Origin of the sequence: Paenibacillus sp. FSL H7-0323 (assembly GCF_038002725.1) — a bacterium.
Classification (GTDB): Bacteria; Bacillota; Bacilli; order Paenibacillales; family Paenibacillaceae; genus Paenibacillus_AQ; species Paenibacillus_AQ odorifer.
In genome coordinates this window covers 1,793,244-1,807,845 of the sequence record NZ_JBBODB010000001.1, presented here as the reverse complement: position 1 = coordinate 1,807,845, position 14,602 = coordinate 1,793,244, and the positions used below count along the sequence as shown (strand labels likewise).

Sequence of the window (14,602 nt, the reverse complement as noted above, 5' to 3'; positions counted from 1 at the left end):
ATATCAGGCAATGGCACAAATGAATATGAAAGAAGCGATTCGCGACGCGATGCGCGTTGAACTGAATCGTGACCCTAACGTTCTTATCTTCGGAGAGGATGTTGGTAATGTAGGTGGCGTTTTCCGTGTAACTGAAGGTCTGCAAAAGGAATTTGGCGAAGATCGTATTTTTGATACACCACTAGCTGAGTCCGCTATCGGCGGTCTGGCATTTGGTCTTGGTGTACAAGGCTTCCGTCCGATTGCTGAAATTCAATTCGTAGGTTTTATCTTTGAAGCACTGGATCAAATCGTTGTTCAAGCAGCGCGTTTGCGCTGGCGTTCTGGCGGTAAATATAACGCTCCAGTAGTATTCCGTACTCCTTTTGGTGGCGGAGTTAAGGCTGCTGAGCTTCACACTGACTCACTCGAAGGTTTGATCGCACAAAGCCCAGGGATTAAAGTTGTAATTCCTTCAAACCCATATGATGCTAAGGGACTTCTAATCGCGTCTATCCGCGACAATGACCCTGTCTTCTTCATGGAGCACTTGAACCTTTATCATGCATTCCGTGCTGAAGTGCCAGAAGGTGAATATACAGTTGAACTTGGTAAAGCGAACGTAGTACGTGAAGGTTCTGACGTTTCGATCATTACTTACGGGCTGATGGTACATACAGCTACCAAAGCAGCCGAGCAACTCGAAAAAGAAGGCGTTAATGTTGAAATTATCGACCTTCGTACTGTAAGTCCAATCGACATCGATACTATTGTAGCGTCTGTGAAGAAGACTAACCGTGCTATCGTGGTGCAAGAAGCACAAAAGAGTGCGGGTGTAGCTGCTGAAGTTATCGCACAAATCAATGAAAAAGCACTACTGCACTTGGAAGCACCTGTGCTTCGTATCGCAGGTCCTGATACTGTGTATCCATTCGCACAAATAGAAGATACATGGCTTCCAAACCCTGCACGTATTATTGCAGGCGTGAAGAAAGTTTTGGAATTCTAAATATTTTTACGAGAAACAGTTGTCATCCATATGGATGACAACGTTGTTTCATCTTATAAAGTTTAAATCATAAGGTTAGTCCCAATTTCACGAGGAGGTTTTCAAAGTGGCAAAGTTTGAATACCGATTTCCTGAACTAGGTGAAGGTCTGCATGAAGGTGAAATCATCAAAATGCATATCAAAGCCGGTGACAAGGTAACGGATGATGATATCGTAATGGAAGTTCAAAATGACAAGGCGGTAGTTGAGGTGCCTTGCCCAGTAAACGGTACTGTATTGGAAGTTCTGACTAAAGACGGTCAAGTATGCCGTGTCGGTGAAGTAGTGGCTATTATCGAAGCAGAAGGTGACGTGCCTGATCAAGAGGGTGCTGCTACTGAAGCTCCTGCTGCTCAAGCGCCAGCTGCTCCAGCATCTAACAAAGCATCGAATTTTGAATATCGCTTCCCTGAGCTGGGTGAAGGTCTGCATGAAGGTGAAATCATCAAAATGCATATCAAAGCCGGTGACAAGGTAACGGATGATGACATCATCATGGAAGTTCAAAATGACAAGGCGGTAGTTGAGGTTCCATGTCCAGTGAATGGTACTGTATTGGAAGTTCTGACTAAAGATGGCCAAGTTTGCCGCGTAGGCGAAGTTGTAGCTATTATCGCTGCTGAAGGCGACGTTCCTGAACAAGAAGGTCATGCATCTGCTGAAGCCGATGCAGCAAAAGGAAGTGCAAACACTACTTCTTCCCCTGCAGCAACAAGCCCTACTGATGCTAAAGAAGGCGGATCTGCAAGTGTAACACCAGCTCCTGACCGCGATGTTTTGGCTACACCAAGCGTTCGCAAATTTGCTCGTGAGCAAAAAGTGGATATTTCCAAAGTGAACGGAACTGGTAAAGGTGGTAAAATCACTCGTGAAGACGTAGAAGCCTTCTTGAAAGGTGGTTCTACACCAGCAGCTCCTGCAGCAGCAGCGTCGTCTGAAGCTCCTAAGGCTGCTAAAACCGAAGCTAAAGCAGCACCTGCAGCAGCTAGCGGTAACGTTAGTCTTGAAGAAGAACGTGTACCATTCAAGGGTATTCGTAAGGCGATCTCCAACGCAATGGTTAAATCGGCTTACACTGCTCCACACGTAACCATCATGGATGAAGTAGATGTTACTGAACTGGTAGCATTCCGTACACGTATGAAACCTATTGCTGAGAAAAAAGGCGTTAAGGTTACTTACCTTCCATTCATCGTTAAGGCACTTGTTGCAGCTTCCCGTCAATTCCCAGCACTCAATGCTATGATTGATGAAGAAGCAGGCGAAATTGTCTACAAGAAATACTACAATATCGGTATCGCGACTGATACACCAAACGGTTTGATCGTTCCAGTTATCAAAGACGCTGACCGTAAGAGCATTTGGATGATTGCTAGCAGCATCACTGACTTGGCCGTTCGTGGCCGTGACGGTAAATTGTCTGCTAACGAAATGAAGGGCAGCACGATCTCCATCAGTAACATCGGTTCTGCTGGCGGTATGTTCTTTACTCCAATCATCAACTTCCCTGAAGTGGCTATCCTCGGAACTGGCCGTATCAGTGAAAAAGCAGTTGTGAAAAATGGTGAAATCGTAGTTGCTCCAGTAATGGCGTTGTCACTCAGCTTTGACCACCGTATTATCGATGGTGCGACTGCTCAAAACTTTATGAACTACATTAAATCGCTGCTCAATAATCCTGAGCTGCTGGTTATGGAGGTATAATTATGGTAGTAGGAGACGCTTCACTAGATATTGATACATTGGTCATTGGTGCAGGTCCTGGTGGGTATGTGGCGGCAATTCGTGCCGCCCAGCTCGGCCAAAAAGTCCTCATCGTGGATAAATCGGAACTCGGCGGTGTATGTTTGAACCGTGGATGTATTCCTTCTAAAGCCTTGATCGCTGCTGCGCATCAATTTGAATCCGCACAGCATGGTGAAGTTTTCGGCGTTACAGCTGAGAATGTTAAAGTGGATTTTGCCAAAACTCAAGAATTCAAGAACAGCGTAGTTAAAAAAATGACTAGCGGTGTGACTAGCTTGATGAAGGGCAACAAAATTGAAGTATTTAACGGCGAGTGCATGTTTATCAGCGACACAGAAGCACGTGTGTTCAATGATCATGAATCTCCACGTTACCGCTTCAAACACTGCATCATTGCTACAGGTTCCCGTCCAATTGAACTTAAACCTTTCCCATTCGGCGGACGTATTCTGTCTTCGACTGAAGCTCTGGAACTTCCAGAAATTCCGAAGAGCATGATCGTAATCGGTGGTGGATACATCGGTGCCGAGCTTGGTCAAATGTACTCTAAATTTGGCACTAAAGTAACAATCATCGAAGGTTTGGATACTGTACTTCCAGGCTTCGATAAAGATATGACTCGTCTTGTTGCGAAAAACATGGCTAAAACTGGCATCGAAATCGTAACTAACGCTAAAGCTGAAAGTGCTGTTCAGAACGACAAAGAAGTAACCGTGAAATACTCTGTTGGTGGCGAGTCCAAAGAAGTTACAGCAGATTACTTGCTTGTAACTGTAGGTCGTCGTCCTAACACTGACGGTGAACTTGGTCTGGATCTGATCGGTCTTGAGCTCGACGAGCGCGGATTGATCAAAGTTGATCACCAAGGACGCACAAGCATTCCTACCATCTTCGCTATCGGCGACGTTGTTCCAGGTCTTGCTTTGGCTCACAAGGCTTCTTACGAAGGTAAAATCGCTGCTGAAGCAATTGCAGGACTTACATCTGTTGTTGACTACAAAGTCATCCCAGCTGTTGTATTTACAGATCCTGAGTGTTCAAGCGTTGGTTTGACTGAAAAAGAAGCAAAAGACAAAGGCTACAAAGTGAAAAGCGGCAAATTCCCATTCGCAGGAAATGGTCGCGCAGTATCTTTGAACAGCCCAGAAGGCTTCATCAAAATTGTTGCTAACTCCGAGAACAATTTGGTACTGGGAGCTCAAATCGTTGGTATCGAAGCTTCCAACTTGATCGCTGAACTTGGTTTGGCAATCGAAATGGGCGCAACGCTTGAAGATATCGCTTTGACTATTCATGCGCATCCAACCCTTGGCGAAATCGTCATGGAAGCTGCTGAATTGGTTGAAGGTCACCCAATTCATGTAATGAAATAATTTTTCTCCAAAATTGCTCTAGCAGGCAACAGAAAGGCGGACGCAAATGCGTTCCGCCTTTTTTTGTGTTTTCCACTTTTTTGAAAAGAGATATACTGGGAGGAAGAGCAATTACTTAATCTGTATTTTATAAATATAGGGAGGTTCAATGATGAGAGCTGATAAATTAAAGCCTGGAGATGAGCTGCGTATTATCTCTCCTTCCAGAAGTTTGTCATTAATCGATGCTCAGCAAAGAAAAATCGCTAAAGAGCAGCTTGAACGGTTAGGTTTTCGGATATCCATTTCAACAAATTCTTTTGAGACGGATGATTTTGTTTCCTCTTCTATTGATTCGAGAATTGAGGATTTGCACGAAGCCTTTTTAGACCCCAAAGTGAAAGGAATATTAACGACCATTGGGGGCTTCAATAGTAACCAGCTCCTGCGTTATATAGATTATTCAATCATTGCAGAGAATCCAAAGCGTTTATGTGGTTATTCGGATATTACTGCACTAAGTAATGCGATTTATGCTCAAACAGGATTAGTTACATACTCCGGACCGCATTTTTCCACATTTGCGATGCTCCACGATAATGAATATACCATCGAATATTTCCGCAAGCTGATGATGGACAATAAAGAAATTCTAGTGCAGCCTTCCAGGCATTGGAGTGATGATGAGTGGTATCTGGATCAGGAAAACCGGATATTTATTAAAAATGAAGGTCCGTTCATTATCAATGATGGGGAAGCGAAAGGAACGATTATTGGTGGCAATTTATGCACTTTAAATCTTTTGCAGGGAACAGAGTATATGCCAAGTTTAAAAAATTCTATCTTGTTCATTGAGGATGATTATGAGTCAGCACCTGCAACCTTTGATCGAGATCTGCAATCCCTAATTCATCAGCCTGAGTTTGAAGAGGTCAAAGGGTTGGTGATCGGCAGGTTCCAAAAAGAATCGCGTATGTCAAAGAAGCAGCTGACCACAATTATCCGCTCAAAAGAAGAATTATCCGATATTCCTGTGATTGCAGACGTGGACTTTGGACATACATCGCCGATGATTACCTTTCCTGTGGGTGGACAAGCAAGCCTTCGGGCTTATGGGGCAAGAGTGGAGCTTAGGATAGCGGAGTAGAGATACAATTGCTGAATCAATCCTTTATAATTGAATAGGTAACCCGATTATTAAATATATTTAAAAATTATCTTACCTTCTACAAAAATCGGATTTTTCAGATATAATATATGAGGTGAAATATTACGGAGGTGCAATACTTTGACGAATGAGTTAGAACAAACCTATTTGAATTTTTTACAATATATTTTGGATCATGGTGTGAAAAAAGAAGATCGTACAGGAACTGGTACAATTAGTGTATTTGGTTATCAGATGCGATTTGATTTATCAAAAGGCTTCCCGCTGTTTACAACAAAACGTACACCGTTTCGCTTAATTGCAAGTGAGTTATTGTGGTTTATTAAAGGCGATACCAACATTCGTTATTTATTGAAAAATAATAATCATATTTGGGATGAATGGGCTTTTAAAAGATGGGTTGAATCGGACGAATATGCAGGCACGGATATGACAGACTTCGGGAATCGTTGTTTAGTTGATGAAGATTTTAATCAATTATATCAAGCAGAGATGAAATCATTCTGTGATCGTGTCTTAGAAGATGATGAGTTTGCTGCGAAATATGGCGAGCTAGGAAACGTTTACGGTAAGCAATGGCGGAATTGGACATCTTCAACTGGCGAATCAATCGACCAATTACAAGATGTTATTCATCAGATCAAAACAAATCCTGATTCTCGGCGTTTAATTGTCAGCGCATGGAACCCGGAAGATGTTATAAATGCTGGGACGAAAGGAAGCAAAGCAGCGTTACCGCCCTGCCACGTTATGTTCCAGTTCTACGTTGCAAATGGTAAACTAAGCTGTCACTTGCTGCAACGCAGTGCGGACTCTTTTCTCGGGGCAAACTTCAATATTCCATCTTACTCTTTGCTTACGCATTTAATCGCATACGAATGTGGGCTAGAAGTAGGCGAGTTTGTATACAGCATTAGTGATGCGCATATCTATTCAAACCATGTTGAGCAAGTGAAAGAGCAATTATCAAGAGAATTAAGAGCACTGCCTACACTGGTTATTAATTCACAGAAGAAATCAATTTTTGATATTGAACTGGAAGATCTGGTCATTGAGGGGTACAATCCGCATCCTTCGATAAAAGCGCCGATCGCAGTATAACGTAATTGTAAATGAAGATTCGCAAATATAATTTTTGGCAATATAGTTTTTTACTTTAGTATGGAGGAAGGAGAGAACTTCATGAGTATTAGCTTAATATGGGCAATGGGTGCCAATCATGTCATAGGAAAAGATAACGATATGCCTTGGCATTTGCCGCTGGATTTTGCTTATTTCAAAGCAGAAACATTGGGCAAAAGAATGCTAATGGGCCGCAAAACATGGGATTCGCTCGGAGGCAAGCCCTTGAAGGGCAGAACGAGCCTAATTCTAACTAGGGATACTGATTATTCAGCTGAAGGTGCAGAGGTTCTACACACGCTTGAAGAGGCTCTCAGCGAGGGTAGAAAAGAAGATGAGCTGATGGTAATCGGTGGTGCGGAAATTTATCGGTTGATGTTGCCGTATGCTGACAAGTTGATGTTGACGCAGATCGAACAGGATTTTGAAGGAGATACCCGGTTTCCTGAGATTGACTGGAGGATGTGGAAAGAGGTCTCCAATATCAAGGGAATTCGTGATGAGAAGAATCCGTATGATTACCGTTTCCTTGTTTATGAACGTACGGAATAGCAATAAAACGTTTTCTCTGACATAACATGTGAAATAGTACAAATAATCAGTAGATTTATCCATTACTGTGCAAAAGTGATGAATGTTACTATAATTAAAATTAGAAATGATTATGTATAGGTATAGAATAGAATGTGCAGGTACTTCATTGCGTTGCTGACAACCATACGAAGCCGCAATATGCTACAATGTACTATACTTCAACACGAAGAGAACGGATGGGGGAAACGTAAACATGTCTACACCTACAGGTTTTATGGAGTATAAACGGCAGCTCCCAGGTGATCGGGATCCTGAGCAGCGGGTAAAGGACTGGGAAGAATTCCACCATCATTTATCCGAGGACGAGCTTCGGACACAGGGCGCACGTTGTATGGATTGCGGAACCCCCTATTGCCATACAGGTATTGATATGGCTGGCGGGACCTCAGGTTGTCCAGTACACAATTTAATTCCGGAGTGGAATAACTTGGTGTATCGCGGACTCTGGAAAGAAGCACTGGAACGTCTGCATAAGACAAACAACTTTCCTGAATTCACAGGCAGTATTTGTCCCGCTCCCTGTGAAGGCTCTTGCACAGTGGGCCTGATCGGACAGCCGGTAACCATCAAAACAATTGAACTTGCGATCGTTGATAAGGGTTTTGAAGAGGGCTGGGTTGTACCTAATCCTCCGGAGAAACGGACTGGCAAAAAAATTGCAATCGTAGGCTCTGGACCTGCTGGACTTGCCGCAGCAGCACAGCTTAACAAGGCTGGACATTCTGTAACTGTATTTGAGCGCAGTGACCGCATTGGCGGACTGCTGACATATGGAATACCTACTATGAAGCTTGATAAAAAAGTTGTACAACGTCGTGTAGATTTGCTGGCTGCTGAAGGGATTAACTTCGTAGTGAACACTGAGATTGGTAAAGACATTCCGGCTCAGCAGCTTGTTGATGAGTATGATGCGGTCGTTCTGTGTGGTGGAGCTACTAAAGCACGCCGTTTTAACATTGAAGGCAGTGAGCTTAAGGGCGTTATGTATGCCATGGATTATTTAAATGGCACGATCAAGAGTTACTTGAATTCCAATCTGGAGGATGGTAACTATGTATCCGCTGACGGTAAAGATGTAATCGTCTTGGGTGGCGGGGATACAGGATCTGACTGTGTTGCCACAGCGCTTCGTCATGGCTGCGGCAGTATCACTCAATTTGGTACACATGAAAAAGCGCCTCTGCAACGGGATCCGATTGCTAATCCTTGGCCACAATTTCCGAATGTGTACAGCTTGGATTATGCGCAAGAAGAAGCGAAAGCTATTTTTGGCGATGATCCGCGTGAATTCTCTATCATGACCACTAAATTTGTTGGGGATGAAGAGGGGAACTTGAAGGAGCTTCATACGGTGCAGATCCGCCGGATCGTGGATGAGACAGGTCGTAAAATCTACCAGCCCGTTCCTGGAACGGAAGCTGTATATCCTGCTCAACTCGCTCTCATCGCTATTGGTTTCGATGGACCGGAGCAAGATATTGTTGAGGAGCTTAACCTGGAGACTGATCGTCGTACCAATGTGAAAGCACGTTACGGCAAATTCAATACGAACGTGGATAAAGTGTTTGCTGCTGGCGATATGCGTCGTGGTCAAAGCTTGGTGGTCTGGGCCATCAATGAAGGTCGCGAAGTTGCACGTGAAGTGGATAAATACCTGATGGGCTCAAGCGTTCTTGTCTAGGCATTAATTCAAGAAGCCGTTTCAAAAGCAGTTTACCTGCTGGAGAAGCGGCTTTTTTTGGAGCTGACGCTTGACGGAAATATTATTTTCATATAGATTTAATACAATATTTAAATGACAAAAGCATTGACCAAGGACTTACGATCCTAGTAGCGTTAGAACAGAGAGGGAACTCACCGGCTGAAAGGTTCCTCAAATACGTGTGGATGGTATCCTGCCTGGGTAGCTGCAGCGTATAACCGCTGCCGGAATCGGCCGTTATTCGATCGAGGATCGCCAAATCAAGTGTAGACTATGTACGGACTGGCGGTTAAATAAGGGTGGTATCACGACACATTCGTCCCTGACGAATGTGTCTTTTTGCGTTTAGAGCGTTCATTTTTTAGGGAGGGTACAAATATGCGTCAAAGTAATCTTTTATTAACAACTCTGCGTGAGGCACCTTCAGAGGCGGAGACAAGCAGTCATCAGCTACTGCTGCGTGCGGGATATATCCGCCAATTAGCAGCGGGTGTGTATACTTATTTACCGCTTGGAAGACGTGTTTTACGGAAAATAGAAGCGATTGTGCGGCATGAGATGGATGTCTCTGGGGCTCAGGAGGTATTGATGCCATCTATGCAGCCTGCGGAGCTCTGGAAAGAATCAGGCCGGTATGAGGTATACGGTAAGGAGCTGATGACGCTGCGGGATCGTCATGAGCGGGAATTCATACTAGGTCCTACACATGAGGAAGTAGTAACCACACTCGTCCGGAATGAGATCAGCTCCTATCGAAAGCTTCCTATTACCGTATATCAGATTCAGACCAAGTTCCGAGATGAACGCCGACCACGTTTTGGACTGCTGAGAGGCAGAGAGTTTTTGATGAAGGATGCTTACTCTTTTGACACAAACCTGGAAGGTCTAGATAAATCATATATCCAAATGTTCGAGGCTTATCACCGGATATTTGAGCGATGTGGATTGAAATTCCGTGCTGTCCATGCGGATTCCGGTGCGATTGGAGGCGAGGGCGGCAGTCATGAATTTATGGCGCTAGCTGATATTGGGGAGGATACGATTGCTGCATGCACCGTTTGTGATTATGCGGCCAATCTGGAACAGGCAGAGTCCGTGCGGCCTGTGAAAAATGAAGTTGTCATACAAGTACCGGAGATAGAGAAATTCCTCACTCCTGATTTGCGCACAATTGAGCAACTAGAGCAGGAGCTAGATATCCGGCCAGACCAGATTATCAAAACATTAATCTATGAAGGTGACGGACAGATTTTTGCTGTACTGGTCCGGGGTGATCATGAAGTCAATGAAATAAAGGTAAGTAAATATTTAGGAACGAATGAGATTAAGCTTGCTGACTACGAGTCTGTGAAATCCTTAGCGGGCGTTGAAAGTGGATTTGTAGGACCTGTAGGCTTAACGCTTACTGTCCTAGCAGATGCGGCAGTAGCTGATATGACTCAAGGGATTACAGGGGCGGGAGAAAAAGATTATCACTTCCGTAACGTCGTACCCGGCAGAGATTTTTCGCTTGAGCATGTGGGGGATTTTCGGAATGTAGCAGAAAATGAAGTTTGTCCGCATTGTTTGGAGGGTATTCTGCATTTTCATCAAGGGATTGAAGTGGGTCATGTCTTCAAATTAGGTACTAAATACAGTGAAAAGCTAGGCGCTTCTTACTTAGATTCTTCAGGCAAAAGTCAACCTATGATTATGGGCTGTTACGGAATTGGTATCTCACGGCTTTTATCCGCTATTGCTGAACAGCATCATGATGAGGATGGATTAATGTGGCCAGCAGCATTGGCACCTTATCAGGTTCATATCTTGATAATGTCCGTCAAGCATAGTGAGCATCAGACGGTTGCAGAAGGTCTCTATGATCAACTAACCAAGCTTGGCATAGAGACGCTGATTGATGATAGGGATGAACGCGCTGGCGTGAAATTTAAAGATTCAAGCTTGATCGGGATACCTCTATCAATAGTTGTGGGCAAGGAAGCATCACAGGGAAGAGTAGAGTATCTGAAACGAAACACAGCGGGGAAAGAAGTCTTAGAAATTATGGAAGCTGTGTCTCGGATCAAACAATTCTATTCACCGCTGATATAAATGATCTTTTTTCATTTAATGGGAATGCCAATGATCAGGGCAGGAGAGTGTTGCTGGTAATTTTGTGAGAGTATTGCCTTTTGCCGCATTGATCTGTGCCTGAGTGAGAAAGAGAGCTTCTGCTAAATTAGCACCTCTGAGGTCAGTATCGCGAAAGTCTGCCCCAATAAGATCTGCACCTCTGAGATCAGCGTCCCTAAGGTCTGCGGCTATTAAATAGGCTCCTCTCAAATTGGCGCCTCTAAGATCGCCTCCTTTGAGCTTAGCTCCCATAAGGTCGGCACCTCGACTGAAATTCTTCGCTGATTTCTTTAGTTTACGGCGAGCCTCAGTTCGTACAAGCTCACTGACCTGCAACAGTAACATATTGATTTGTGCTCGATGAGCGGCAACATCCACTTTTACAAGAGCTTCAGGATTAAGTAAAGTGAGTTGTTCCGTTTCATCGAGAGCTGTTTGCAGCTCCGTATGGATTGTACGGGTTATTTTTAAGTTCAAAGATTCATGTAAATACCAAAGCAGCTCGTGCAAATGCCACATGATCGGAAATACCTCGAACATCTGCTTCGCAGTTTTCGGCTTTTTCCTCCAGTCTTCTCCAGCATAAGTGACTTGAGAAATCTTTTGCCCAGCTCCAAAACAGTCATAGACCGTACAACCACGGTATCCTAATTCTCTTAGCTCTGTATGTACACCACAGCGAAAGTCCGACTGTAGATTGTGACAGGGCTGTCCAGCGTCTTTGTCTCTAGCGAAATCTACGGAAGCAGCAAAAGGTAATGCGGCACAACACAAGCCAAAGCACTGCTCACAATCCGCCTTCAGGGCGGCGAGGTTTCGATCTGAAAAAGGTTCTGTAAATCTGTGATTCTCATACAAGGTTTGTTTCCCTCCGATATATGAACGCTTATACCAACTTATTTTAAATCAAACGAAAGATTATGAAAAGTCCGGTCGATTAAAAAAAAGCGAGGTTAATGTTATAATAGAGTACTGGACCTGTTTTGGACTTAAGAACGAGAAGGTAAGGAGCGAATGTTTTTGAAGACACTTATTATTGCGGAGAAACCGGACATGGGGCGGAATATCGCCGCCGCAATAGAACCAAAGGCTAAAAATTACCGTTCCTATCTTGAAGGGGAGCAGTACATTATTACATGGGCAATAGGGCATCTAATCGGATTGGCTGAGCCGGATGCATATGATGTAAAATACAAAAAATGGAATATTAATGATCTTCCCATTATTCCGGACCAATTCAAGCTGGTTCCTAATGCGCGGACCATTGATCAGCTGAAGGTAATCGGAGAGCTGGCTAAACGAAGCGATCTGCTGGTAAATTCTTGTGACGCCGGGCGAGAAGGCCAGCATATATTTTCGCTCATTCAGCGGCATTTGAAGCTTGAACATCCTGTGAAACGGCTGTGGATTTCCGATTTGACACCAGAGACAATCCGCAAAGGCTTTCAAGAGCTAAAGGATGGGGCGGAGTACGAGAATCTAACTAAAGCGGCAAAAGCGCGCAGTGAAGCCGATTGGTTAATCGGTATGAACGGATCACGTGCATTTACTACGAAACATAATGTTCTGCTGTCTGTGGGGAGAGTTCAGACCCCAGTACTTGCACTTATTTATGATCGCCAGAAGACGATTGAGGCGTTCTCATCCCTTAAGTTTTTTGAGGTGGAGGGCCATTTTACACAAAATGAAATGACTTATAAAGGTATGTGGCAGGGTGACCGCCTCACTGATGGTGAGAAGGCGGAGGCGCTGGCTGCCAAGGTCAAAGGAAAACCGGGACGAATTGACTCTTATGAGGTTAAGGAAACGAAAGAGTATCCGAATAAACTGTATGATTTAACGCTGCTGCAGCGGGAGGCGAATGGGAAGTACGCTTTTTCCGCTAAAAAAACACTCGATATCGCACAAGCATTATATGAAAAGCATAAGGTGATATCCTATCCGCGGACGAATTCTAACTATGTTACAGAACAAAATATTCCGGAGATGCATAAGACTTTATCTGCGCTCCAAGGGACGGCTTATGATGAATGGGTGAAGGGCGCGAATCGTAATCTCGTTCATAAAGGAAACAAATTTATCTGCAATCCCTCCAAGGTCGAGGATCACCATGCGATTTTGCCTACATATCGGAAAGCAACAGGGCTTAGTGCGGATGAGGGAAAGCTGTATGATTTGATTGTGCGGCGCTTTTTGTCACAGTTCTATCCGGCTGCGGAATATAAAGTGCATACGGTTATGACTGATGTAGAGGACGAAAAGTTCAAAACTACTGTTAAGGAATTATTAAGTCTCGGTTGGAAGGTCATTTACGCGGACCAGAAAAAAGATAAAGCGAAGTCGTCCAAGGGAAAAAACAAGGATGATGAGGAAGACGAAGAGATTGAAGTGAATGAACCGTTCGCAATCGCTCCGGCAGATGAGGTGATCTGTAGTGACGCTATCGTTAAAGAGAAAGATACACAGCCGCCAAAACACTATACGGAAGGCACGCTGCTTAGAGCGATGGAAAGTGCCGGAAAGCAGATTGAAGACGAAGAGCTTCGGGATGCTATGAAGGATTCAGGGCTGGGTACTCCAGCCACACGAGCAGCAACCATTGAACGGCTTAAGAATGTCGGATACATTGAAATGCAAGGCAAAAAAATCGCCATCACGCAAAAAGGACGAACGGCTATTGAACTGATACGTGGAGCGGGCATCGAGCTGTTGACTTCACCTGAAATGACCGGCCAGTGGGAACGTCGCTTGAACGAAATATCAAGAGGAACGGCGTCGGACGGACAATTTATGGAGAATGTAAAAAGATTTGCCTGTATGATCGTGGACAAGGTTCGTGTGCAGTCTCGGGCGTCCAAAACTTCTTTTGAAGGGGAAACTCCTTCTGTGAATACAGGGGCTAAAGGTCGGAGTGGTGGAGGTACATCTCGTAAAAGTAGCGATAAACCTGCCGCGCCAAGAAAACGTAAACCAGCTAACGAAGAAGAATCAGCAAATTCAGGTCCGAAAATTATCGGAAACTGCCCGCGTCCTGGCTGTGGCGGGATGATTTTTATGGGTAAAAAAGGCTACGGCTGCTCTCATTACAAAGAAGGCTGCAAGTTCGTGATCTGGAAAGAGAACCACGGGCGTACCCTTACAGATACACAAGTAAAGGCATTAATTGAAAAGGGCCGTACGGGTAAGCTGAAGCTTGCGAGCGAAGACGGCACCCCGCTGGAAGGCAAACTTGTGCTTAATAATATGGATACGGGTCAATTAACAGTGGAGTCATAGTCTGACTGGAAGTTTATATGGAACACGGGTGATTACATCACATTTGCATGTACGAAGCCGCTAGCGGACACAGATGACCCAAAACGCGGGAATACGTCCTTTTTGGACTGCTATCGGACCGCATAGTCGTTATTGGCATGAAAAGGGCTATATATGCACCGCTTGCGGGAGAATAGCAGCACTGGAGTCCGCAAACTTGCTCCAACGGCAATAAATTCGCCAATAGCTTCAGCTGGGTCCGTAGTCAAGACTATTAGTCGGACTCGCCGTATATGGGATATGGTTTCAGTGTCGGCTGTGGGAGACTATATATTTTACACATAAAATTCATTAGTTAAAGAGTGTAGGACATACCTATCTTAAACGGGATGTAGTAACTTGTGCAGACAAGATATTATGATTACGTAGGGGGCTGATCTTCACTCTTTTTCTATCCTGCGGGATAAATCCAGAGGTTACATTATGATAGGGCAGTATAGTCACTACTAGAATGGAAGGAAGG

The 14,602-nt window shown here is 44.3% G+C and carries 10 protein-coding genes; 9 read left to right on the top strand and 1 reads right to left on the bottom strand.

Going from position 1 to position 14,602, the window contains the following annotated elements; all coding sequences use genetic code 11:
* The first annotated feature begins 10 nt into the window (after window positions 1-10).
* From MHH89_RS08280 to MHH89_RS08245, 8 genes are all read left to right on the top strand, one after another.
* Window positions 11-988: an alpha-ketoacid dehydrogenase subunit beta gene (locus MHH89_RS08280; RefSeq protein ID WP_038571553.1), complete on the top strand. Its 978-nt coding sequence runs from the start codon at window positions 11-13 to the stop codon at window positions 986-988.
* 106 nt (window positions 989-1,094) lie between these two features.
* Window positions 1,095-2,732 carry a 2-oxo acid dehydrogenase subunit E2 gene (locus MHH89_RS08275; protein WP_341086812.1) on the top strand — a complete coding sequence of 546 codons (1,638 nt, stop codon included), beginning with the start codon at window positions 1,095-1,097 and terminating at the stop codon, window positions 2,730-2,732.
* Window positions 2,733-2,734: 2 nt separating this feature from the next.
* On the top strand, window positions 2,735-4,147 hold the full coding sequence (gene lpdA, locus MHH89_RS08270; RefSeq protein WP_036687684.1) for a dihydrolipoyl dehydrogenase: 1,413 nt from the start codon (window positions 2,735-2,737) through the stop codon (window positions 4,145-4,147).
* Window positions 4,148-4,298: 151 nt separating this feature from the next.
* On the top strand, window positions 4,299-5,273 hold the full coding sequence (locus MHH89_RS08265) for a S66 family peptidase (protein WP_076304095.1): 975 nt from the start codon (window positions 4,299-4,301) through the stop codon (window positions 5,271-5,273).
* 141 nt (window positions 5,274-5,414) lie between these two features.
* Entirely contained in the window at window positions 5,415-6,395 is a 981-nt protein-coding gene (locus tag MHH89_RS08260; RefSeq protein WP_076279318.1) for a thymidylate synthase, read from the top strand.
* Window positions 6,396-6,476: 81 nt separating this feature from the next.
* Window positions 6,477-6,968: a dihydrofolate reductase gene (locus MHH89_RS08255; protein WP_076130027.1), complete on the top strand. Its 492-nt coding sequence runs from the start codon at window positions 6,477-6,479 to the stop codon at window positions 6,966-6,968.
* Between the two features lie 235 nt (window positions 6,969-7,203).
* Entirely contained in the window at window positions 7,204-8,691 is a 1,488-nt protein-coding gene (locus MHH89_RS08250; protein WP_341086811.1) for a glutamate synthase subunit beta, read from the top strand.
* 399 nt (window positions 8,692-9,090) lie between these two features.
* Window positions 9,091-10,803 (top strand): proline--tRNA ligase, encoded by a 1,713-nt coding sequence (locus MHH89_RS08245; RefSeq protein ID WP_341086809.1) that lies wholly within the window; start codon window positions 9,091-9,093, stop codon window positions 10,801-10,803.
* 15 nt (window positions 10,804-10,818) lie between these two features.
* Here MHH89_RS08245 and MHH89_RS08240 read toward each other — a convergent pair whose 3' ends face one another.
* Window positions 10,819-11,682, bottom strand: a complete 864-nt coding sequence (locus tag MHH89_RS08240; protein ID WP_341086807.1) for a pentapeptide repeat-containing protein — start codon at window positions 11,680-11,682, stop codon at window positions 10,819-10,821.
* 162 nt (window positions 11,683-11,844) lie between these two features.
* Between MHH89_RS08240 and MHH89_RS08235 the strand changes: the two genes are divergently transcribed.
* Window positions 11,845-14,100 carry a type IA DNA topoisomerase gene (locus MHH89_RS08235; protein WP_341086804.1) on the top strand — a complete coding sequence of 752 codons (2,256 nt, stop codon included), beginning with the start codon at window positions 11,845-11,847 and terminating at the stop codon, window positions 14,098-14,100.
* The last annotated feature ends 502 nt before the right edge of the window (window positions 14,101-14,602 follow it).

Bases quoted from the DNA above. Each gene is read 5' to 3' on its own strand.
- lpdA (WP_036687684.1), top strand. From the start codon at position 2,735: ATGGTAGTAGGAGACGCTTCACTAGATATTGATACATTGGTCATTGGT.
- MHH89_RS08250 (WP_341086811.1), top strand. From the start codon at position 7,204: ATGTCTACACCTACAGGTTTTATGGAGTATAAACGGCAGCTCCCAGGT.
- MHH89_RS08255 (WP_076130027.1), top strand. From the start codon at position 6,477: ATGAGTATTAGCTTAATATGGGCAATGGGTGCCAATCATGTCATAGGA.
- MHH89_RS08280 (WP_038571553.1), top strand. From the start codon at position 11: ATGGCACAAATGAATATGAAAGAAGCGATTCGCGACGCGATGCGCGTT.
- MHH89_RS08265 (WP_076304095.1), top strand. From the start codon at position 4,299: ATGAGAGCTGATAAATTAAAGCCTGGAGATGAGCTGCGTATTATCTCT.
- MHH89_RS08245 (WP_341086809.1), top strand. From the start codon at position 9,091: ATGCGTCAAAGTAATCTTTTATTAACAACTCTGCGTGAGGCACCTTCA.